Source organism: Rhizobium sp. GR12, assembly GCF_036596185.1.
Taxonomy (GTDB): Bacteria; Pseudomonadota; Alphaproteobacteria; order Rhizobiales; family Rhizobiaceae; genus Agrobacterium; species Agrobacterium nepotum.
The window spans coordinates 16,442-36,606 of record NZ_JASXTH010000005.1 but is presented as its reverse complement, the minus strand read 5'-3'; the positions used below and the strand labels follow the sequence as shown (position 1 = coordinate 36,606).

The window sequence follows — 20,165 nt, the reverse complement described above, 5'->3', positions numbered from 1 at the left end:
GGCTCCCACCCGGTTCCAAATCAACCGGACGCATGGCATGACAGACGACTTTGAAGACACATTCCCCGAAAACGAAACTGGCCCCGAAAACGAAATCGATGCTTTCGAACATGCGCCGTTGAGACTGACGGTCGATCTGGGTGCGCTGGCCGATAACTGGCGGGACATGAAGAAGCGTTCCGGCAATGCGCGGACGGCGGCTGTCGTCAAGGCGGACGCCTATGGGCTTGGCATCGAGGATTGCGGCGCGACACTCTACCACGCCGGTGCGCGGGATTTCTTCGTGGCGACGGTGTCTGAAGGGGCGACCCTGCGGTCCTATGCCCCGGAAGCGCGCATCTTCGTGCTATCAGGCATCTGGCAGGGCCAGGAGCGTCAGGTCTTCGACAATGATCTCGTGCCGGTTCTGGCCTCGGAAGAACAGCTTTCCTTCTGGATGGCGACGGTTGCCGAGCGCGGCGACCACCCCTGCGCGCTGCATGTGGATACCGGCTTCAACCGGCTGGGACTGCCGCTCGACGACGCGCTGTTTCTGGCCGACGACGTGACCCGGCCGGCGAGTTTCGACCCGGTTCTGGTACTGTCGCATCTCGCCTGCGCCGACACGCCGTCTTCGCCCATGAACAAGGTCCAGCTCGAATCATTCCGGAAGGTTAGCGCCGCTTTCGAAGGTATCGAATCAAGCCTTTCGGCCTCGGCCGGGATATTTCTGGGTGCTGACTATCACTTCGACCTCACCCGCCCCGGCATCGCGCTTTATGGCGGTGAGGCTGTCAACGACGTTACAAATCCGATGCGGCCCGTCGCCAGGGCCGAAGCACGGATCATCCAGATTCGCGAAGCGGGCGAAGGCCAGACCGTCAGCTATGGCGGCACCTTCCTGCTCAAACGCACAAGTCGCCTTGCCATCGCTTCCGTCGGTTATGCGGACGGATATCAGCGTTCTCTGTCCGGCTCCGGCATTCCCTTGCGCGAAATGGGCCATGGCGGCGCCTATGGCATCATCAACGGCCACAAGGCGCCGGTGGCCGGCCGCGTGACCATGGACCTCACCATTTTCGACATCACGGACATACCGGCAAATGCCGTTCGTACCGGCGATTATATCGAACTTTTCGGCCCCAACGTACCGCTCGACGAAGTAGCGCGGGCGGCCGGCACAATCGGTTACGAGATGCTGACGGGGCTAGGCCTGCGTTATGAGCGGCAATATCTGATGGCTGACGACTAGAATAGGTCAGGCTCATCCTGAGCCAGACCTATTCTAGATTCCTCTATTTTCGTTTGTCTTTCGGGAAAACCGGGTTCCACTTTTTCCCTGATAAACTCCGGGCCGCGCCGTTGGCCCTTGGAAAGCGGAAGCGACCTGTGCTACAAGAGAACAAAAGGAGATCGAAATGCCCGAAATCCATTTGAGCGAGCAAGATGAAAAGTTCATCGAAGAGCAGGTAGCGGCGGGCGTCTATAGTGATGCGGACGCGGTTATTCATGCGAGCCTGCAATTGCTGAATAGCGATGAGGGCAAGAGGGCCGCACTTCAGTTGCTGATACAGGAAGGGCTTGACGATGCCGATGCGGGCCGGGTGCATCGCTATGCTTCGTCGGAAGATTTCCTCAGCGATATAAAGCGCGTTTCCTCACAGCAAAAAATGGGGACCGATCATTAAATTCCGGACCCCTATCTGGACCACGCGGGCAAGGCTCGATGTTGCCGAGGACCATGCCTATATCGAGACTGAAAATCCCGTTGCTGCGGATCGCCTTGTTCTCGATATTTTCTCCAAGATCGAATCGGTAGCGGCACTCGGCCTGTCCGGTGTTTCAAGAAGCGGATATGGAGTGGGATTGCGTAGCATCAGCTATCGTGAGCGCGTGATCTTTTTCCGCATCGATGAGGCTGATCTAACCGTTCTGCGCGTGCTGCACGGCCACCAGGATATTTCCGCCAGCGATTTCAAACAAGAAGAAAACTGACTTAACATGGCCAAAGCCAAGACCCAATTCGTGTGCCAGAACTGCGGCACGGTACACAACCGCTGGGCGGGAAAATGCGAAGGCTGCGGCGAGTGGAATACCATCGTCGAGGAAGACCCGATGGGCGGCATCGGCTCCGGCCCCGGCAAGACGCCGAAAAAGGGCCGACCGGTCACGCTCACCTCGCTATCCGGCGAAATAGAGGAAGCACCGCGTATTCCGACCGGCATCAGCGAACTGGACCGGGCGACCGGCGGCGGCTTCGTGCGTGGTTCGGCGGTTTTGATCGGCGGCGATCCGGGTATCGGCAAATCCACCCTGCTGATGCAGGCGGCGGCGGCCCTTTCGCGACGGGGTAACCGTGTCATCTACGTATCGGGCGAAGAGGCGGTGGCGCAGGTGCGCCTGCGCGCCCAGCGCCTCGGTGCGGCGGATACCGATGTGCTGCTGGCGGCCGAAACCAATGTCGAGGATATTCTGGCAACGGTTTCCGAGGGCAAGCGACCCGATCTGGTCATCATCGATTCCATCCAGACGCTGTGGAGCGACACGGCCGATTCCGCTCCCGGCACGGTAACGCAGGTGCGCACCGGCGTGCAGGCGATGATCCGCTATGCCAAGCAGACCGGCGCGACCATGGTGCTTGTCGGCCATGTCACCAAGGAAGGCCAGATCGCCGGCCCGCGCGTGGTGGAGCATATGGTAGACGCCGTGCTTTATTTCGAAGGCGATCGCGGCCACCACTACCGCATTCTTCGCACCGTCAAGAACCGCTTCGGGCCGACCGACGAGATCGGCGTGTTCGAAATGTCCGACCGGGGATTGCGCGAGGTTTCCAACCCGTCCGAGTTGTTCCTCGGCGAGCGCAATGACAAATCTCCAGGCGCCGCCGTCTTCGCCGGCATGGAAGGCACACGTCCCATTCTGGTCGAGGTGCAGGCGCTGGTCGCGGCAACCTCGCTCGGCACGCCGCGCCGCGCGGTGGTCGGTTGGGATAGTTCACGACTCGCCATGATTCTCGCCGTGCTCGAGGCCCATTGCGGCGTGAAGCTCGGCCAGCACGACGTTTATCTGAACGTCGCCGGCGGATACCGCATTTCCGAACCGGCGGCGGATATGGCGATCGCGTCCGCACTGGTTTCCTCGCTTGCCGGTCTTGCCCTGCCCGCCGATTGCGTCTATTTCGGCGAGATCAGCCTGTCGGGCGCGGTACGGCCCGTCTCCCACACGGCCCAGCGGTTGAAAGAAGCCGAAAAACTCGGTTTCTCCGACGCACTTCTGCCGTCTGCTTCGGCTGAATTGCCTAAAGCGGGCAAGGGTCGCTGGACGGAAATCGAGAGCCTGCCGGACCTTGTCGCCCGCATCGCAGGCTCCGGCAACCGGTTCAAACAGGTTGAGGACGACGAATATTGATCCTTTCGCCAAGGGAAACAGTGGTGTAAGAGGATCGCACAATTGGCAAGGCAGCGTCTGACAAGGCGTCGCACCTCCGGAGTTGGTATATGCCCATTACAATTTTCGACGGCATCGTCATCGCCGTTGTTCTTTTCTCCGCCATTCTCGCGATGGTACGCGGTTTTTCCCGTGAGATATTGTCGATCGCGAGCTGGGCGGGTTCGGTCGCCGCCGCCTATTATCTTTATCCGATCCTGCTGCCCTATGCGCGCAACTATACCGATGACGACAAGATCGCCATTGCCGGTTCGGCCGGTGTCGTCTTCCTCATCTCCCTCGTCGTCATTTCCTTCATCACCTCGCGCATTGCCGATTTCATCATCGACAGCCGCATCGGTGCGCTGGATCGCACGCTCGGTTTCCTGTTCGGCGCAGCGCGCGGCATTCTGCTGCTGGTCGTCGCGGTCGCCTTCTGGAACTGGCTGGTGGATGTGAAGACGCAGCCGCAATGGGTAACCCAGGCCAAGTCCAAGCCCTTCCTTGACGGGCTGGTGGGCAAGCTTGAAGCGGTCCTGCCCGATGATATCGAGCCGCAGATCCGCGCCCGCATTCTCGGAAAACAGCAGGAGCCGGCAGCAGCCCAGGCGCCTGCGGAAGATGTACCGGCAACAAATCCGCCGGCAACGAATAATTGACACAGTGTCGCGCCTTGCAATGCATGCAAGGCGCGCTATTTGTGCTAAATATCAAGCACGACACAGACAGGCCGACCGGGAGACAAACTCACCGGGGGGAGGTCTTTCGTTTTTTCTCGTTAGAGAGCAAGGGCAAGCCGGATGATTGAGCCGCTTTCGCATTCCAAGTTCCATGAGGCCACGTTCAATGAAGAGATCGACGGCGACACGCTGCACGAAGAGTGCGGCGTCTTCGGCATTCTCGGCCATGCCGACGCCTCCGCCCTGACCGCTCTCGGCCTGCATGCGCTTCAGCATCGCGGCCAGGAGGCAGCGGGCATCGTCTCCTTCGACGGCAAGCGCTTCCATCAGGAACGGCATATGGGCCTCGTCGGCGATCACTATACCGATCCGGCAACGCTTGCCCGCCTGCCCGGCTCCATCGCGATTGGCCACACCCGCTATTCCACGACAGGCGAAGTGGCGATGCGCAACGTGCAGCCGCTGTTTGCCGAGCTGGAAGAAGGCGGCATTTCGATTGCCCATAACGGCAATTTCACCAATGGCCTGACGCTTCGCCGCCAGATCATCGCCACCGGCGCCATCTGTCAGTCGACATCGGATACCGAAGTCGTGCTGCACCTCATCGCCCGTTCGCGCCACAGCTCCACCGCCGACCGCTTCATCGACGCCATCCGCCAGATGGAAGGCGGCTATTCGATGCTGGCCATGACGCGCACCAAGCTGATCGCCGCGCGAGACCCGATCGGCATCCGCCCGCTGGTCATGGGCGAGCTTGATGGAAAGCCGATCTTCTGCTCGGAAACCTGCGCTCTCGACATCATCGGCGCGAAATTCGTGCGCGACGTTGAAAACGGCGAAGTCATCATCTGCGAAATCCAGCCTGATGGCTCGATCAGCATCGATGCGCGCAAACCCTCGAAGCCGCAGCCGGAGCGTCTCTGCCTGTTCGAATATGTCTATTTCGCCCGTCCCGATTCCGTCGTCGGCGGCCGCAACGTCTATACAACACGCAAGAACATGGGCATGAACCTTGCCAAGGAAGCGCCACTGGAAGCGGACGTTGTCGTTCCGGTTCCCGATGGCGGCACGCCGGCAGCCCTCGGTTTTGCGCAGCAAAGCGGTATTCCCTTCGAATACGGCATCATCCGCAACCATTATGTCGGCCGTACCTTCATTGAGCCGACGCAACAGATCCGCGCTTTCGGCGTCAAGCTCAAGCATTCTGCCAACCGGGCGATGATCGAAGGCAAGCGTGTGGTGCTGGTGGATGATTCCATCGTGCGCGGCACGACCTCGGTGAAAATCGTGCAGATGATCCGCGAAGCGGGTGCCAAGGAAGTGCATATCCGCGTCGCCAGCCCGATGATCTTCCATCCGGATTTCTACGGCATCGACACGCCGGATGCCGACAAGCTTCTGGCCAACCAATTTGCTGATGTCAACGACATGGCGAAATTCATCGGCGCCGATTCGCTTGCCTTCCTGTCGATCGACGGGCTTTACCGCGCCGTCGGCGGCGAGAACCGCAACAATGCGCGCCCGCAATTCACGGATCATTATTTCACCGGCGATTATCCCACCCGCCTTCTCGACCAGAATGGTGAGGCGATGGGCAGCAAGATTTCCATGCTGGCCAGCAACGGCTGACAGTCCGGACGAACAAGCGGCCACCGGCTTCCGGTGGCCGCTTTTTTATTGCGCGCGATTGAGCCTTGCCCGCTGCGGCATTTTGATCGCTTGCGATTGACGTCAGTCGCTTCATAAAAGAAGCGGAATGAATTTCGGAGGGGGAAACATGACCATCAATCTCAAGGGCCGGATTGCGCTCGTTACCGGCGCTTCGCGCGGCATCGGTTATTTCACGGCGCTGGAACTCGCCAAGGCCGGTGCGCATGTCATCGCTTGCGCCCGCACGGTCGGCGGCCTCGAGGATCTGGACGACGCCATCAAGGCTGTCGGCGGCACGGCGACGCTGGTTCCCTTCGATCTCTCCGACATGAACGCCATCGACGCACTGGGCGCCAATATCTTCGAACGCTGGGGCAAGCTCGATATTCTGGTCGCCAATGCCGGCGTTCTCGGCGTCATTTCGCCGGTCGGCCATATCGAGGCGAAAGTCTTCGAAAGGGTCATGACCATCAATGTCACCGCCACATGGCGGCTGATCCGTTCGGTCGAGCCGCTGCTGTTGAAATCGGATGCCGGCCGCGCGCTGATCCTGTCTTCGGGCGCCGCGCATAGCTGTCGTCCCTTCTGGGGTGTCTACTCCACCTCCAAGGCCGCCGTGGAGGCCCTTGCCCGCACCTGGGCTGCGGAGACGCAAAAGACGCCGCTGCGCATCAACAGCATCAATCCCGGCGCGACGCGCACGGCCATGCGCGCCCAGGCGATGCCCGGCGAAGACCCGGCGACCGTACCGCACCCTTCCGAGGTTGCCGCTGCCATTCTGCCGCTTGCCTCCCCCGAGCTTACCGAAACCGGCAAGCTCTTCGTGGTGCGAGACCGGAAATTCGTGGACTACCGTCTGCCGGAATAAGCTTTTGGCCGACGACCGGTCTGGCGAAGAGAGAAACGCTTGACCGCAAAAGACGGGCGCGCCATAAGGCAAGACATGAAAACAACGATCTGCACCTGCTGCTGAATAAATTTTGCTGGTTTACCACCGGCCAGATCGTTTTCGTCTCCCGCAAAGTCGCAAAGACAAACGTTCCGGCCAGGACAATATTCTGCCTTTAGGGAACTGCCGCATGTCCTTGCGCCTGAAATTTCACAATACACTGACCCGCGAAAAGACGGAATTTGCGCCGATCGACGCTGAAAACGTGCGCATGTATGTCTGCGGCCCAACGGTTTACGATTTCGCGCATATCGGCAATGCGCGCCCGGTCATCGTTTTCGATGTTCTCTACCGGCTGCTGCGCCACGTCTATGGCGAGAGCCATGTGACCTATGCCCGCAACATCACCGATCTCGATGACAAGATCAACGCGCGGGCGCTGCGCGACTATCCGCATCTGCCGCTGAACGACGCCATCCATGCGGTGACGAAAAAAACCGCCGACCAGTTCCATGAGGATGTGGCCGCGCTCGGCTGCCTTCAACCGACTGTCGAACCGCGCGCCACGGACTATATTGCTGAAATGATCGGGCTCATCGAGAAGCTGATCGCGCGCGGCCATGCCTATACGGCGGGTGGCGAAGTGTTGTTCGACACCCGGTCGATGGCGGATTACGGCCAGCTCTCCAAACGCCCGCTGGACGAGCAGCAGGCGGGTGCGCGTGTGGCGGTGGAGGCCCACAAGAAAACGCCCGGCGATTTCGTGCTGTGGAAGCTTTCCTCACATAACGAACCCGGCTGGGAAAGCCCCTGGGGCCGAGGCCGTCCGGGCTGGCATATCGAATGCTCGGCCATGGCCGGTCGCTACCTCGGCGAAGTGTTCGACATTCACGGCGGCGGGCTCGATCTCATCTTCCCGCACCACGAGAACGAAATCGCGCAATCGCGTTGCGCCCATGGCACGCATGTCATGGCCAATCTGTGGATGCATAACGGCTTCGTGCAGGTGGAAGGCCGCAAGATGTCGAAGTCCGAGGGCAACTTCGTGACCATCTACGAATTGCTGCACACGGAAAAATTCGGCGGCCGCCAATGGCCGGGCGAAGTTCTTCGCCTTGCGATGCTGATGACGCATTATCGCGAGCCGATCGATTTTTCGGTGAAGCGTCTGGAAGAGGCCGAACGCCTGCTCGCCAAGTGGCCTGCGACCGAAACCACCGACGCCGCACCGGATGCAACCGTGCTTGATGCACTGGCCGACGACCTGAACACGGTTGCTGCCGTGCAGGCGCTGCACGCGCTGGCGCACGCCGCCAATACCGATCCTTCGAGGCTCCCTGCCTTTGCGGCCAGCGCCGCCCTGCTCGGTGTTTTGCCGAAGAAGGCGGAAATGGACGAGGCCATCGTTTCGGCCGTGGATGCCCTGGTGCAGCTGCGCCTTGAAATGCTGAAGGCGAAGAACTTTGCGGAGGCGGATCGTTTGCGCGATGAGCTTTCCGAGAAGGGTATTCAGTTGAAGGATGGCAAGGATAAGGAAACGGGTGAGCGGACGACGACTTGGGAATTGAAGCGGTAGGGTCTCGTCTGCAGCTTACCCCCCTCTGCCCTGCCGGGCATCTCCCCCACAGGTGGGGAGATCGACTGGAAGCACACTCCCGCTCCATATTCAGCGTTCAAGATGGGCGAGCGATAACCGCAATTGATCTCCCCACCTGTGGGGGAGATGCCCGGCAGGGCAGAGGGGGGCCTGACAGTCACCACAATCCGCTTGCGGTTTTGAATTACCTCAACCAATCTGGGGTAAAGCAGCTAAATGGCGGACCCAATCATGCCGCACGCAGACGTAGACCCGATGCATCGCAAGTACGCAAAGCAGATGCGGAAAACGATGACAGATGCCGAGCTAAAACTCTGGAACGCCATTCGCGCTCATCGCCTTGAAGGCTTAAGTTTCCGCAGACAAATGCCGATCGCCGGTTTTATCGTCGATTTCGCTTGTTCGGATCATCGCCTCATTGTCGAGGTCGATGGTTTTCAGCACACATCCGAGGCAGCGTTACAATACGATCGCGAAAGAACTGCTCGGCTGCAGAAAGACGGCTGGACCGTCCTGCGGTTCTGGAATGATGATATTATGAAGGACATAGACAATGTCTGTCTCCACATTCTTCGAACGGGAAAGGAGAGCCAAGCATGACGACTTACACAGGCGGATGCCAATGCGGCGCGATCCGCTTTCGCGCAACTGGTGATCTCAAAGACAGTTCGATCTGCCATTGCCGCATGTGCCAGAAAGCTTTCGGCGCCTATTATGCGCCGCTGGTTTCGGTGCGCGAGGTCGAATTTGAATGGACGCGTGGCGAGCCGAAACGGTTTCAGTCCTCCAGCGTCGTCAAACGCGGTTTTTGCGCCGAATGCGGCACGCCGCTGACCTATGAGGCTCCGGATGGCATCGCGGTTGCCGCCGGTGCTTTCGACGACCCCGCTGCCCTGCCGCCCACCATTCAGTGGGGGGTGGAACGCAAGATCGATTTCGTCGACAGCATCCACACGCTGCCAGCGGTCCCCACGGAAGATGATCTGACGTCAGTCAGCTATCTCACGGATCTGGTTTCCTACCAGCATCCCGACCACGACACCAAGACCTGGCCACCGGAGAACAGATAATGAGCGAAACGGGCTTTTCGGGCGGCTGCCAATGCGGCGCCGTGCGTTTCCACGCGGGCAAGATCGGCCGGCCATCCATCTGCCACTGCCGCATGTGCCAGAAGCATTTCGGCAACTTCTTCGGCGCGCTGGTGACCGCCGATCAGGCGCATCTCACCTGGACACGCGGCCAGCCTTCCCTCTTCCGCTCGTCCAAAAAAATCCATCGCGGCTTCTGCAACAAATGCGGCACGCCGCTGACCTATCATTACCCTGATGGCGTGGAGATCGCCATCGGCGCATTCGACGAACCGGCGCTGATCGAACCGCAGGTGCAGGTCAATATCCACAAGCGCATGCCGTGGATCGAGCAGCTGTTTACCAAACCGGCAATCCAACAGAGCGTCGATGAGGCTGATATCACCTCCTACCAGCACCCGGATCACGACACGGCCGAATGGCCACCGAAGGAAAGTGAGATATGAGGCAAGAATTGCGCAGCTATTATCCCGAGATTGAACCCTTCGAGAGCGGTATGCTCGATGTCGGCGACGGGCACACGATCTATTGGGAACGGGTTGGCACACGCGGTGCAAAACCGGCGGTTTTTCTGCATGGCGGCCCGGGCGGCGGGGTGAACCCCACACATCGGCGCGTCTTCGATCCCGCACTTTACGACGTCGTCCTGTTCGATCAGCGCGGCTGCGGCCGCTCCACGCCGCATGCGGAACTTGAAGCCAACACCACCTGGCATCTTGTCTCCGACATCGAAAAACTGCGCAGGCTCTGCGGCTTCGAAAAATGGCTGGTTTTCGGCGGTTCCTGGGGTTCCACTCTGGCGCTCGCTTATGCCGAGACGCATCCGGACCGCATCAGCGAACTGGTCCTGCGCGGCATCTACACCGTCACGAGGCCGGAACTGGACTGGTATTACCAGTTCGGCGTCTCGGAAATGTATCCCGATCGCTGGGAAAACTTCATCGCGCCCATTCCGGAGGCGGAACGTGGGGCAATGATGCAGGCCTATAACCGTTACCTCACCGGCATGGATGAGGCCAAGAAGCTCGAATGCGCCAAGGCATGGAGCCAGTGGGAAGGCGCAACCATCGCTCTCGTCACCGATCCCGATCGCGTCGAGGATTTCGGCGAGGACAAATATGCCATCGCGTTTGCGCGGATCGAGAACCACTTCTTCGTCAACGGCTGCTGGCTGGAAGAAGGGCAATTGCTGCGCGATGCCGGCAAGCTCAGCGATATTCCTGGTGTCATCGTGCATGGGCGTTATGACATGCCCTGCCCGCTGAAATATGCTTGGCAGCTTGCCAAGGCGTGGCCGAAGGCGGATTTCCATATTGTCGAGGCGGCCGGACACGCGTTGAGCGAACCCGGCATTCTCGATCGGCTGATCCGCGCAACCGATGGCTTTGCCGGAAAATAGCCCGTTCAGATCGACCGGATTTACCGGTCGTTGGCAAACATCCCGTATCCTGTGTTGACCTTTGTAAAAGCAGCGCATTCCGGGGCATGGCGTGACCGATATCAATAAGACACTCGACCTTATATACGAAGCAGCATTCCTGCCGGACAAATGGCAGGAAGTGCTGGATATCATGGCTCACGGCGCGTCTGCCCACGGTACGGCACTATTCAGTACCAGCACGACGACAGCGCGATCGATCGCCTCGGACTCTCTTGCCGATCTCACCCAGAAAATGGTGGATGAAGGCTGGCTCAACCGGAACTCGCGCGCCGCCAAGCTGCTGACAATCGAGCATGAGGGCTTCATTGACGAAGCTGATCATTTCAGCGAGCAGGACTACAATTCGCAGCCTATTTTTACGCAGGTCATGCAGCCTCTCGGTTACGGCTTCGGAACCTCCACCTTCATTACATCGCCAAGCGGGGACCGAATGATCTTCGCGGTGGAGAAAAAGGCGGCGACAGGGCCCGTCAGCGCTGAGGCCATCGCATATCTCGATCGCCTTCGTCCGCATCTCGCAAGGGCGGCGACGATGGCCAGCAGACTGGAATTCGAACGGGTCAGGGCCGCCGTAGAGGCTTTGCAGATAGCCGGCCTTCCTGCCGCCGTTCTTCGCGCCGATGGCGTGGCGATTGCCGTAAACCATCTCCTGGAGCAAATGTCGCCGCGTATCATGACGGCTGCCTTCGGGCGAATTCGGTTTCTTCACGCGCCTGCCAACGCCTTTCTGACTAGCCTGCTCGAGCAACGACGCATGGCGCAAAGCGGCGCAAGCGGTTCTTTTCCGCTGCCGACGATGGAAGATCACGCTCCTGCCGTCGTCCACGTGATGCCCGTGGAGGGTGGCGCGCGCGATATCTTCACCAATGCGGCATTGTTTATGATCGTCACCCCCATCGACCGCCAACGCGTGCCTTCGGCGGAAGTCATCAAGGGCCTTTTCGATCTCACGCCGGCGGAAGCAAAAGTGGCGCGTGAATTGGCAACAGGCAGCGACGTTGCTTCGGTGGCACACCAGCTATCGGTTGGCAGAGAGACTGTGAGGTCGCACGTGAAGGCGATCCTCTCCAAAACAGGAATGTCGCGTCAGGCGGACTTCGTAGCTGCGATTGCGAGCATCAGAACCATCGAAAAATGATCGACCGGCACCAGTTGGAAAATCCTGTTCTCGCAAGATAGCTATAAAGCACCCAGATCAGCACCAGAATGATGGCGGCGGGCCAGAGAATGCATAGAACAAAACCAAACACCCCGGCAAACGTCACCGCTTTTCCGCTCCGTTTTTGTTCAAGAAGTGTTTCAAAAGCAAAAAACAATGCCACGAGCGTATAGCCGACAGCACCGGAGATTTTTGCCGCAATTTCAAAGTCGAACATGGAGTTTTAATCTTCCTGCCTGGAACTGCGGCAGAAATTGCACAACCATGCAGCTTCTTCGTCCCCAATTCGGGGGACATGCGGTAAACAAAATTCAAATTACGATTGCATGCTGGAGACGACGTACCTGCTTTCAGTGGCAACGACGACAGCAAGGCCAAGAGTAGAGCAGCCTTGCTTGCGGACACGAAGTGTCCGGACGTGGTCATATGAAATTATCAACATCCGCCATTTTTTTGCGAAAACGGTCTGTTTCAAGAGCAACGCGCCTCTTATCCGTGCAGTTTTTCTCATGAACGCTTCACGGAAATGAATTGGCCGCCGCCACGCCGATCCGCTATGAAGAGCCATCCCTAATAATTGGCGGTATTCCCATGGCACTCGATAAAACGCTTCCGGCCCAAGAGGGCGGCGATAGCGCGCGCGGTTTTGCTTTCGCGCTTTCCGCATATCTGCTGTGGGGGTTCCTTCCCTTCTACATGAAGGCGGTCGCGCATATTTCACCGATCGAGGTCATCGTGCATCGCGTGATCTGGTCGGTACCGATCGCCGCTGCGGTGTTGATCGCGCTTGGACGGACGGCGGAAATCAGGACGGCGCTGAAAAACCCGAAAATGCTCGCCATGGCCAGCCTCACGGCCGCTCTTATCAGTATCAATTGGGGCGTCTATATCTGGTCGATCGGCGCGGGCCGCGCGCTCGATGCGGCACTGGGCTATTTCATCAATCCGCTGTTCAGCATCTTTCTCGGTGCGGTGCTCCTGAAGGAAAAACTCTATCCCGCACAGATCGCCGCCATCGTTCTGGTGGCGCTCGCGGTCGCGATCCTCACCTGGCATGCGGGCAGCCTGCCGTGGGTTTCCATTGCACTCACCGTGTCCTGGGGCTTCTACGCCTTCTTCCGCAAGACGTTGCCTATCGGCGCCACACAGGGCTTTCTGCTTGAAGTCATGCTTCTCTCCGTTCCCGCCGTGCTGGTGATGGCATGGCTGGGCTTCAGCGGACAGGCGCATTTCATGGCAGGCAACACGACTGACACCTGGCTTCTGGTCGCCAGCGGCCTCATTACCGCCGTTCCGCTCATTCTTTACGGCAACGGCGCAAAACTCCTGCGGCTGTCGACCATCGGCATCATGCAATATATCGCGCCGACGATGATCTTCCTGATCGCCATCTTCGTCTTCAAGGAGCCTTTCGACATGGTGCGGATGGCGGCGTTTGCGATGATCTGGGTGGCGCTGGCGATCTATACCGGCTCAAGCCTGCTGCGGCTCAAGCGGTAACAACCGTCAATAATCGACCAGCAATTGCGGTGTCGCGTCATAGCCGAAGCGTGGTTTGACGCCGAGAAGGGCGGCCGTCCGGGCGATGATTTCGCGGGTCATGGGTGCTGCGGTCGAGGCCGCCGTGCGCCCTCCATTCACGCCGGTCCTCGGGGCGTCGATCATCGTCAGCACGACATATTTCGGCTTGTGCATCGGAAAGCCGGCAACGAAAGCGTTGAAATTGATGTCCTTGGCATAACGGCCATTGATGACCTTGTCGGCGGTGCCGGTCTTGCCGCCCACATGAAATCCCTCCACCTGTGCGCCCCGACCCGACCCTTTGATGCCGTTCCAGTTGAAGAGATAGCGCATATCCGCACTCGTCTTTCCGTTGATGACGCTGCGGGAAAGCCCCGCCGCATCCTCTCTGGAGCGCGGCAGGAAGGTCGGCGAAATCAGGTTGCCGCCATTGATGAGCGCTGCAGCCGCCACCGCCGTCTGCAACGGGGTGGTGGCGACACCGTGGCCGAAGGAGATGGTGACGGAATTGATCTTCTTCCATGTGCGCGGCTGGGTGGGCGTAGCAACGCCCGGCATTTCCGTGTCCATTCTGGAGAGAAGCCCCAGTTTCGTCAGGAACTGCTGATGGCCTTCGATCCCGACCTTGTCGGCGACTGCCGCCGTGCCGATATTCGATGAATATTGAAACACTTCCGGGATTGAAAGCGGGCGGTTCCTGCCCCTGAAATCCTTGATGGTGAAGCCGCCCATGCGGATCGGCCGCGACGCATCCACCACCGAACCCAGCGTGATCGCGCCCGCATCCAGCCCCATGGCGAGCGTGAAACTCTTGAAGGTGGAGCCCATCTCGAAGGTGGCGTTGCTCATGCGGTTGAACCAGCCTTTTTCATACTCCCTGTCGATGCTGCCATCGGCAAGTGTGCGGGAAGGTTCGTTCGGATCGTAATCGGGCACCGACGCCATGGCCAGCACCTCGCCCGTCTCCACATCCAGTATCACCGAACCGGCCGCTTCCGCCTGATAGGCGCTTTTCGCCTTCAGGACGACCTCGCGGACGATGTTCTGCACCCGCAGATCGATCGACAGTCTCACCGGCTCCAGCGGCGCGCCGCTGGCAAGACCGGTCGCACGCAGGTCGGCCAGCCCCTGCTGGTCGAGATAACGCTCCATCCCCGCAAGGCCCTGATTGTCGACATTGACGTGGCCGATAATATGCGAAGCGGTGGGGCCACCCGGATAAAAGCGCCGCTTTTCCGGCCGGAAACCGATGCCGGGTATACCAAGGTCGAGGATATCCGCCTGCTGGCGCGGCGTCAGCTGACGCCGCAGCCATTGAAAGCCGGTATCCGAGCGCAATCTGCGGTGCGTTTCGCGCCAGTCGAGATTGGGGATGACGGTTGCGAGCTTCTCAACAACTTCATCCGCGTCCACGATCCTGCGCGGATCGGCATAAAGCGACACCATGTTGAGATCGGTCGCGAGCAGCGTGCCGTTGCGGTCGACAATATCGGGTCTGGAAGCGACCGCGATGGAGCCGGTGTTGACCCATGCGGTCGCGACGGGTTCGGCAAGGCCGTATTGGACGAGACGTGCCGCGACGACGCCAAAGATGACGGTGAAGACCGCAATCAGGAGCCCGAGCCTCTTTTTCGCCTCAACCCGGCGGCGGGCAGCGGAACCGAGGATCGCGTCCCGCCCCTCAAACGGGCTTCGCTGAATAATAAAATGCGCCCGGCTTTTCAGCCGCACCAAAAAAGCAATCATTCCCCAGTGAGCCCCGCTCTCATGGCGGCGAAAATCAAATTCCGCGCTCAGCCAACGCCTTATTGACGCTGGCACAGGATCGGGCGCGGAGCCATGAAAACAGCGGGCGGGGAGATGCCGCAGTCAAATCTCTATTAATATACACTTAAAACTATAACGAACCGCATGGCGGTTCGTTAATATTCATCCGATGCTTAAAGACGGGAGATTACCGAAGGATCGCCTTCCGGGTTCTGCTGCGCAAGCGCCCGGTCGATGATGGCGGGCACAATGTCCTTCACCTCGTCGATGACCAGCGGGTTCAGAAGATGGGCGCGATGGATAAAACCCTGATCGCGCATATGCTGCACGAGTTCCAGCATCGGGTTCCAGAAGCCGTTGATATTGGCAAAAACAATGGGCTTGGCATGACGGCCGAGCTGGGCCCAGGTCATGATCTCGACGATCTCTTCCAGCGTGCCGACGCCGCCCGGCAGGGTCACGAAGGCATCTGAGCGCTCAAACATCATATGTTTGCGCTCATGCATGTCCTTGGTGACGACAAGCTCGTTCAATTGTCCGAGAGAATGGCGCGTCGCCTCCATATCGACCAGAAATTCCGGTATGATGCCGGTTACTTCGCCGCCATTGGACAGAACGCCGCTGGCAACCGCGCCCATGATGCCCTTGGTGCCGCCGCCGTAAACGAGGCGAATGCCGTTTTCGGCAATGGATTTCCCAAGCGCGCGGCCTGCTTCCATGTGGGCGGGATCACGTCCGGGCTGGGAGCCGCAATAAACGCAGATGGATCGAATCGCTGTATTTTTGTCCGTCATCAAGTGAAGGAACTATGCTGGATGCGGCACGTCAAGAAAATTTGGGAAATCCCTTGCAAATATGGCCTTTTACGGCCACGCCGCTTGTCTGGGGCAAGGTAAGACGCTAGCAATCTCAACTCGTGTAAAAAGCTTACAATACCCGGAGATTCCAGGATGAAAAACAATAAAGCCGGTTTGCTGGCGCTGATCGTGCTGGGCGTTGCGTCCCTGCTCATGATCTTTTTCGTCCTGCCGAGGATCTCCAATGACGGCAAACCGATCGGCGACGCCATCAACGAGGCGGGCAACGCGGTGAAGAACAGCGTTGAAATGGGCGGCGACAAGGCGGGTGATATTCTATCCGACGCGGCCGAAGAGACCGCCAATATCGCCGACAAGGTGGGACGCCTGGCGGCTTCCGCAACCCAGTCGATCAAGAATCTGACCACGCTTTTCGCCGATAGCAAGGTTCCTTCCGACGCCGATTTCGCGACGGCACGTAAAAATGTCGAGGCATCGCTCAAGGAACTCACCAATATCGAAATTCCCGAGACGCTGGACGAAACGACGTCACGCCTCATCACCACGGCGCGCGCTGCGGCCGAACGCACCACCGTCTTCCTGCGCGGACTGCCCGAAAGTGCGGCCGCTGCCGCCGCACAGGTTCGCCGTCTCGCGGGCGTCTTCACCGGCACTGACGATGGTGCGCCCGTACCGGCAAAGCCCGCCGCAGCACCGACCGATGCTGCGCAGACCTCTTCCGGTGCGCCAACCTTCGACGTGCTGCGCGTCGAACCGGATGGCTCGGCCGTGATTGCAGGCAAGGCACAGCCCGGCTCCAAGCTGGAAATTCTCAGCAACGGCAAGGTGGTCGCCCAGACGACAATCGACGGTACGGGCGATTTCGCCGCCGTTTTCGACAATCCCCTGCCGCCCGGCGACCATGAGCTGGTGCTGCGCTCGACCGACACCAACGGCAAGGCGACGCAATCCGAAGAAGTGGCGACCGTGTCCGTGCCTGATGGCAAGGCGGGCGAACTTCTGGCCATGGTTTCCAAGCCCGGCAAAGCGAGCCGCGTGCTCGCCATGCCGGAGGCTGCACCCTCCGCGCTCCAACCCGCGCAACAGCAACAGCCTGCAACGACAACGGCCAACAACACGACCGCGCCCACCGCCGGCACGACGGCTCCGTCCGCTGCCGGCGCGACCCCCGCTGCCCCGTTGACCGCAACCGTTCAGGTCACCGCCGTCGAATTCGAAGGATCGAAGATTTTCGTCGCGGGTTCCGCACCCGCCGCTTCGACGGTGCGCGCGCTGGTCGACGACAAGGAAATCGGCAAAAGCACCACGGAAGCTTCGGGCCATTTCGTCATTGAGGGCAATGTCGAACTTTCCGTCGGCAGCCATATCATCACTGTCGAGGAACTGAATGCCGACGGCACGGTGAAGCTGCGCGTGCGCGTTCCTTTCGAGCGTCCGCAGACCGATCAGGCAACCGTCGCCATGCAGGCCCCGGCCACCGCCTCGCCTTCTGTCGCAACGACCGCCGCGCCCGCTGAGAACCAGAGCACAGCAAGCGACCGCGCCGCTTTCGAAAAACTGCGCACGGATGTCGCCAAGGCCTTCGGCATTCTGTCCAATCTCTACAAGGATCAGGCGACACCGGCGCTCGATCAGGCCATTGCCGGTCGCTCCGCCGTGGTGATCGGTCTCAAGTCGCTCTCCGAGTTCCGCACTGCCGCTGGCACGGAGCCGTCCTTCACCGCCTTTGCAGGCGACATCACCGCCAAGGCGCGTCAGCTGCTGACATCGGTAGAGGCATGGCCGAACGACGTGGCGGGGATTGGCAAGGGCATCGCGACGCTCGCAAGCCGTCTTGCCGAACTCCACATCATCGCGCCGCCCGCACCTGCACCGCAGGCGCCCGCCGGTCCGCAGACATTCGAGCAGCCGCCGCTTGCCGAGAGCCAGAACAGCGTCATCATCCGCCGCGGCGATACGCTGTGGCAGATTTCCCGCCGTGTTTACGGACAGGGCGTGCGTTACACCACGATCTACCTCGCCAACGAGGACCAGATCAAAAACCCTGATCTGATCGAGCCCGGCCAGATTTTCGGCGTGCCGGAAAAGGCCCTGCCGAATTCGGAAGAACTTCACCGCAAGCGTCTGAAGAGCGGTTCCTGATCGCGTGAAGACGTTGCGGTGAACCCGCGACAATCCTATCTGTGACAAGCACGGCGGCTTTATCAAAGCCGCCGCCCTGCTGTCGGCTTCCGGCAGTGACCGGAGCGAATGATGGCCACGAAGAAAAAAACCATTTCGGCGGATTCCAGCAATCCCACACAGACCTTGATCAATCTCTGGCCCTATATGTGGCCGGAAGGCCGGCTTGACCTGAAGATGCGGGTGATCTGGGCGACGGTGTTCCTTGTTGTCGCCAAGCTGGTGCTGATCCTCGTCCCCTATTTCTTCAAATGGGCGACAGATGCGCTGAATGGCAAAATGGACATGGCCGGTCTGGTTCCGGCCTTCCTGCTCGGCGCGGTCGCGCTTGTCATCGCCTATAATCTGACGCGGCTGATCCAGGTCGGGCTCAACCAGCTGCGCGATTCGCTTTTCGCCAGCGTCGGCCAGCACGCCGTGCGCCAGCTGGCCTACCGAACCTTCGTGCACATGCACCGGCTTTCCCTGCGCTTCCATCTGGAGCGCAAGACCGGCGGGCTTTCGCGGGTTATCGAACGCGGCACCAAGGGCATCGAAACCATCGTCCGCTTCACCATCCTCAACACTGCGCCGACCTTCATCGAATTCCTGCTGACGGCGATTATCTTCTGGGCGTCCTACGGCTTTTCCTATGTGCTGGTCACTGTTGTCACCGTCTGGACCTATATCTGGTTCACCGTCCGGGCCAGCAACTGGCGTATCGGCATTCGCCGCGCCATGAATGACAGCGACACCGACGCCAATACCAAGGCGATCGACTCGCTGCTGAATTTCGAGACCGTCAAATATTTCGGCAACGAGGAGATGGAGGCGCAGCGCTTCGACGTCGCCATGGAACGTTACGAAAAATCGGCAATCTCGATCTGGACGTCACTTGGCTGGCTGAACTTCGGCCAGGGCGTGATCTTCGGCATCGGTTCCACTGTCATGATGGTGATGTCGGCGCTTGCCGTGCAGCGCGGCGAACAGACCATCGGCGACTTCGTGTTCGTCAATGCGCTTTTGCTGCAGCTTTCAGTGCCGCTGAACTTCATCGGTTTCGTCTACCGCGAAATCCGCCAGGGATTGACCGACATCGAACAGATGTTCGAGCTTCTCGAGGTCGAAGCCGAGGTCACCGACAAAGCGGACGCGAAACCTCTTGCGGCCGGGCCGGGCGCCATCTCGTTCCGCGACGTGCATTTCGCCTACGATCCCGAACGGCCGATTTTGAAGGGCGTTTCCTTCGACGTGCCGGCGGGCAAGACGGTGGCGATCGTCGGGCCTTCGGGTGCGGGGAAATCCACCATCTCGCGGCTGCTCTATCGTTTCTACGATATTCAGGAAGGCGCCGTCACCATCGACGGACAGGACATACGCGACGTGACGCAAAAGAGCCTGCGCTCGGTGATCGGCATGGTCCCGCAGGATACGGTGCTGTTCAACGACACGCTCGCCTACAACATCCGTTACGGCCGCCCTTCGGCGACGAACGAGGAGGTCACGGCGGCGGCGGATGCGGCGCAGATCAGCGCCTTCATCGGCAAGTTGCCGGATGGTTACGCCACCATGGTCGGCGAACGGGGTCTGAAGCTTTCCGGCGGAGAAAAGCAGCGCGTGGCGATCGCCAGAACCATTCTGAAGGCGCCGCCGATCCTCATTCTCGACGAAGCGACCTCGGCGCTCGACACCCATACCGAACAGGAAATCCAGAGCGCGCTCGATATCGTTTCGAAAAACCGCACGACGCTGGTCATCGCCCACCGCCTTTCCACCGTCATCAGCGCCGATGAAATCATCGTGTTGAAGGAAGGCCTGATCGCCGAGCGCGGAACGCACGGCTCGCTGATGGCGCAAAACGGTCTCTATGCCTCGATGTGGAGCCGCCAGCGCGAGGCAATCAGGGCAGAGGAAATGCTGCGCCATGTTCGCGAAACCGACGATCTCGGCGTGGTGGACCGCGGCGAACCCGCGCATTGACGGGCATAAA

General features: G+C 59.8%; 19 protein-coding genes. 16 read left to right on the top strand and 3 right to left on the bottom strand.

The genetic code is table 11. The features are described 5' to 3' along the window. The first annotated feature begins 37 nt into the window (after positions 1–37). From alr to QSK43_RS09865, 13 genes are all read left to right on the top strand, one after another. Positions 38–1,231: an alanine racemase gene (gene alr, locus QSK43_RS09925; RefSeq protein WP_332303351.1), complete on the top strand. Its 1,194-nt coding sequence runs from the start codon at positions 38–40 to the stop codon at positions 1,229–1,231. Positions 1,232–1,397: 166 nt separating this feature from the next. Continuing rightward, entirely contained in the window at positions 1,398–1,667 is a 270-nt protein-coding gene (locus QSK43_RS09920; RefSeq protein WP_332303350.1) for a type II toxin-antitoxin system ParD family antitoxin, read from the top strand. Then, positions 1,660–1,974 (top strand): type II toxin-antitoxin system RelE/ParE family toxin, encoded by a 315-nt coding sequence (locus tag QSK43_RS09915; protein WP_332303562.1) that lies wholly within the window; start codon positions 1,660–1,662, stop codon positions 1,972–1,974. Before QSK43_RS09920 ends, QSK43_RS09915 begins: the two co-directional genes overlap by 8 nt. Positions 1,975–1,980: 6 nt before the next feature. Then, the gene (radA, locus tag QSK43_RS09910) at positions 1,981–3,387 is read left to right on the top strand and encodes a DNA repair protein RadA (RefSeq protein WP_332303349.1); all 1,407 of its coding nucleotides are present in this window, start codon (positions 1,981–1,983) and stop codon (positions 3,385–3,387) included. An 89-nt stretch (positions 3,388–3,476) separates the two neighbouring features. After that, positions 3,477–4,064 carry a CvpA family protein gene (locus tag QSK43_RS09905; RefSeq protein WP_332303348.1) on the top strand — a complete coding sequence of 196 codons (588 nt, stop codon included), beginning with the start codon at positions 3,477–3,479 and terminating at the stop codon, positions 4,062–4,064. Positions 4,065–4,205: 141 nt separating this feature from the next. After that, positions 4,206–5,714 carry an amidophosphoribosyltransferase gene (gene purF / locus QSK43_RS09900; protein ID WP_045016943.1) on the top strand — a complete coding sequence of 503 codons (1,509 nt, stop codon included), beginning with the start codon at positions 4,206–4,208 and terminating at the stop codon, positions 5,712–5,714. Between the two features lie 148 nt (positions 5,715–5,862). Beyond that, positions 5,863–6,603, top strand: a complete 741-nt coding sequence (locus QSK43_RS09895; RefSeq protein WP_332303347.1) for an SDR family NAD(P)-dependent oxidoreductase — start codon at positions 5,863–5,865, stop codon at positions 6,601–6,603. A 211-nt stretch (positions 6,604–6,814) separates the two neighbouring features. After that, positions 6,815–8,200 (top strand): cysteine--tRNA ligase, encoded by a 1,386-nt coding sequence (gene cysS, locus QSK43_RS09890; protein ID WP_332303346.1) that lies wholly within the window; start codon positions 6,815–6,817, stop codon positions 8,198–8,200. 252 nt (positions 8,201–8,452) lie between these two features. Continuing rightward, the gene (locus tag QSK43_RS09885; RefSeq protein ID WP_332303561.1) at positions 8,453–8,821 is read left to right on the top strand and encodes an endonuclease domain-containing protein; all 369 of its coding nucleotides are present in this window, start codon (positions 8,453–8,455) and stop codon (positions 8,819–8,821) included. Beyond that, positions 8,818–9,291, top strand: coding sequence for a GFA family protein (locus QSK43_RS09880; protein WP_332303345.1), 474 nt, complete (start codon positions 8,818–8,820; stop codon positions 9,289–9,291). Before QSK43_RS09885 ends, QSK43_RS09880 begins: the two co-directional genes overlap by 4 nt. Beyond that, the gene (locus tag QSK43_RS09875) at positions 9,291–9,755 is read left to right on the top strand and encodes a GFA family protein (RefSeq protein WP_332303344.1); all 465 of its coding nucleotides are present in this window, start codon (positions 9,291–9,293) and stop codon (positions 9,753–9,755) included. Before QSK43_RS09880 ends, QSK43_RS09875 begins: the two co-directional genes overlap by 1 nt. Continuing rightward, a complete protein-coding gene (gene pip / locus QSK43_RS09870) occupies positions 9,752–10,708 on the top strand; it encodes a prolyl aminopeptidase (protein ID WP_332303343.1) in 957 nt (318 codons plus the stop codon). Before QSK43_RS09875 ends, pip begins: the two co-directional genes overlap by 4 nt. 91 nt (positions 10,709–10,799) lie before the next feature. After that, positions 10,800–11,888, top strand: coding sequence for a helix-turn-helix transcriptional regulator (locus tag QSK43_RS09865; protein ID WP_332303342.1), 1,089 nt, complete (start codon positions 10,800–10,802; stop codon positions 11,886–11,888). Here QSK43_RS09865 and QSK43_RS09860 read toward each other — a convergent pair. After that, on the bottom strand, positions 11,869–12,126 hold the full coding sequence (locus QSK43_RS09860) for a hypothetical protein (protein WP_332303341.1): 258 nt from the start codon (positions 12,124–12,126) through the stop codon (positions 11,869–11,871). The two genes, QSK43_RS09865 and QSK43_RS09860, sit on opposite strands and share 20 nt — an antisense overlap. A 374-nt stretch (positions 12,127–12,500) precedes the next feature. Here QSK43_RS09860 and rarD point away from each other — a divergent pair, with 374 nt between their 5' ends. After that, the gene (rarD, locus tag QSK43_RS09855; protein ID WP_332303340.1) at positions 12,501–13,409 is read left to right on the top strand and encodes an EamA family transporter RarD; all 909 of its coding nucleotides are present in this window, start codon (positions 12,501–12,503) and stop codon (positions 13,407–13,409) included. A gap of 6 nt (positions 13,410–13,415) precedes the next feature. Here the strand turns inward: rarD and QSK43_RS09850 are convergent, their stop codons facing one another. Then, a complete protein-coding gene (locus QSK43_RS09850) occupies positions 13,416–15,176 on the bottom strand; it encodes a peptidoglycan D,D-transpeptidase FtsI family protein (protein ID WP_332303339.1) in 1,761 nt (586 codons plus the stop codon). Between the two features lie 194 nt (positions 15,177–15,370). Further along, the gene (locus QSK43_RS09845; protein WP_332303338.1) at positions 15,371–15,991 is read right to left on the bottom strand and encodes a TIGR00730 family Rossman fold protein; all 621 of its coding nucleotides are present in this window, start codon (positions 15,989–15,991) and stop codon (positions 15,371–15,373) included. A 156-nt stretch (positions 15,992–16,147) separates the two neighbouring features. Here QSK43_RS09845 and QSK43_RS09840 point away from each other — a divergent pair, with 156 nt between their 5' ends. Then, complete coding sequence (locus QSK43_RS09840; protein ID WP_332303337.1) at positions 16,148–18,157, top strand: LysM peptidoglycan-binding domain-containing protein; 2,010 nt, start codon at positions 16,148–16,150, stop codon at positions 18,155–18,157. Between the two features lie 111 nt (positions 18,158–18,268). Then, positions 18,269–20,155 carry an ABCB family ABC transporter ATP-binding protein/permease gene (locus QSK43_RS09835; protein ID WP_332303336.1) on the top strand — a complete coding sequence of 629 codons (1,887 nt, stop codon included), beginning with the start codon at positions 18,269–18,271 and terminating at the stop codon, positions 20,153–20,155. Positions 20,156–20,165: the final 10 nt, after the last annotated feature.

Bases quoted from the DNA above. Each gene is read 5' to 3' on its own strand.
- radA (WP_332303349.1), top strand. From the start codon at position 1,981: ATGGCCAAAGCCAAGACCCAATTCGTGTGCCAGAACTGCGGCACGGTA.
- QSK43_RS09845 (WP_332303338.1), bottom strand. From the start codon at position 15,991: ATGACGGACAAAAATACAGCGATTCGATCCATCTGCGTTTATTGCGGC.
- QSK43_RS09835 (WP_332303336.1), top strand. From the start codon at position 18,269: ATGGCCACGAAGAAAAAAACCATTTCGGCGGATTCCAGCAATCCCACA.
- QSK43_RS09880 (WP_332303345.1), top strand. From the start codon at position 8,818: ATGACGACTTACACAGGCGGATGCCAATGCGGCGCGATCCGCTTTCGC.
- QSK43_RS09860 (WP_332303341.1), bottom strand. From the start codon at position 12,126: ATGTTCGACTTTGAAATTGCGGCAAAAATCTCCGGTGCTGTCGGCTAT.
- pip (WP_332303343.1), top strand. From the start codon at position 9,752: ATGAGGCAAGAATTGCGCAGCTATTATCCCGAGATTGAACCCTTCGAG.
- QSK43_RS09885 (WP_332303561.1), top strand. From the start codon at position 8,453: ATGCCGCACGCAGACGTAGACCCGATGCATCGCAAGTACGCAAAGCAG.
- QSK43_RS09905 (WP_332303348.1), top strand. From the start codon at position 3,477: ATGCCCATTACAATTTTCGACGGCATCGTCATCGCCGTTGTTCTTTTC.
- cysS (WP_332303346.1), top strand. From the start codon at position 6,815: ATGTCCTTGCGCCTGAAATTTCACAATACACTGACCCGCGAAAAGACG.
- QSK43_RS09920 (WP_332303350.1), top strand. From the start codon at position 1,398: ATGCCCGAAATCCATTTGAGCGAGCAAGATGAAAAGTTCATCGAAGAG.
- QSK43_RS09840 (WP_332303337.1), top strand. From the start codon at position 16,148: ATGAAAAACAATAAAGCCGGTTTGCTGGCGCTGATCGTGCTGGGCGTT.
- QSK43_RS09895 (WP_332303347.1), top strand. From the start codon at position 5,863: ATGACCATCAATCTCAAGGGCCGGATTGCGCTCGTTACCGGCGCTTCG.
- alr (WP_332303351.1), top strand. From the start codon at position 38: ATGACAGACGACTTTGAAGACACATTCCCCGAAAACGAAACTGGCCCC.
- QSK43_RS09875 (WP_332303344.1), top strand. From the start codon at position 9,291: ATGAGCGAAACGGGCTTTTCGGGCGGCTGCCAATGCGGCGCCGTGCGT.
- QSK43_RS09850 (WP_332303339.1), bottom strand. From the start codon at position 15,176: ATGATTGCTTTTTTGGTGCGGCTGAAAAGCCGGGCGCATTTTATTATT.
- rarD (WP_332303340.1), top strand. From the start codon at position 12,501: ATGGCACTCGATAAAACGCTTCCGGCCCAAGAGGGCGGCGATAGCGCG.
- purF (WP_045016943.1), top strand. From the start codon at position 4,206: ATGATTGAGCCGCTTTCGCATTCCAAGTTCCATGAGGCCACGTTCAAT.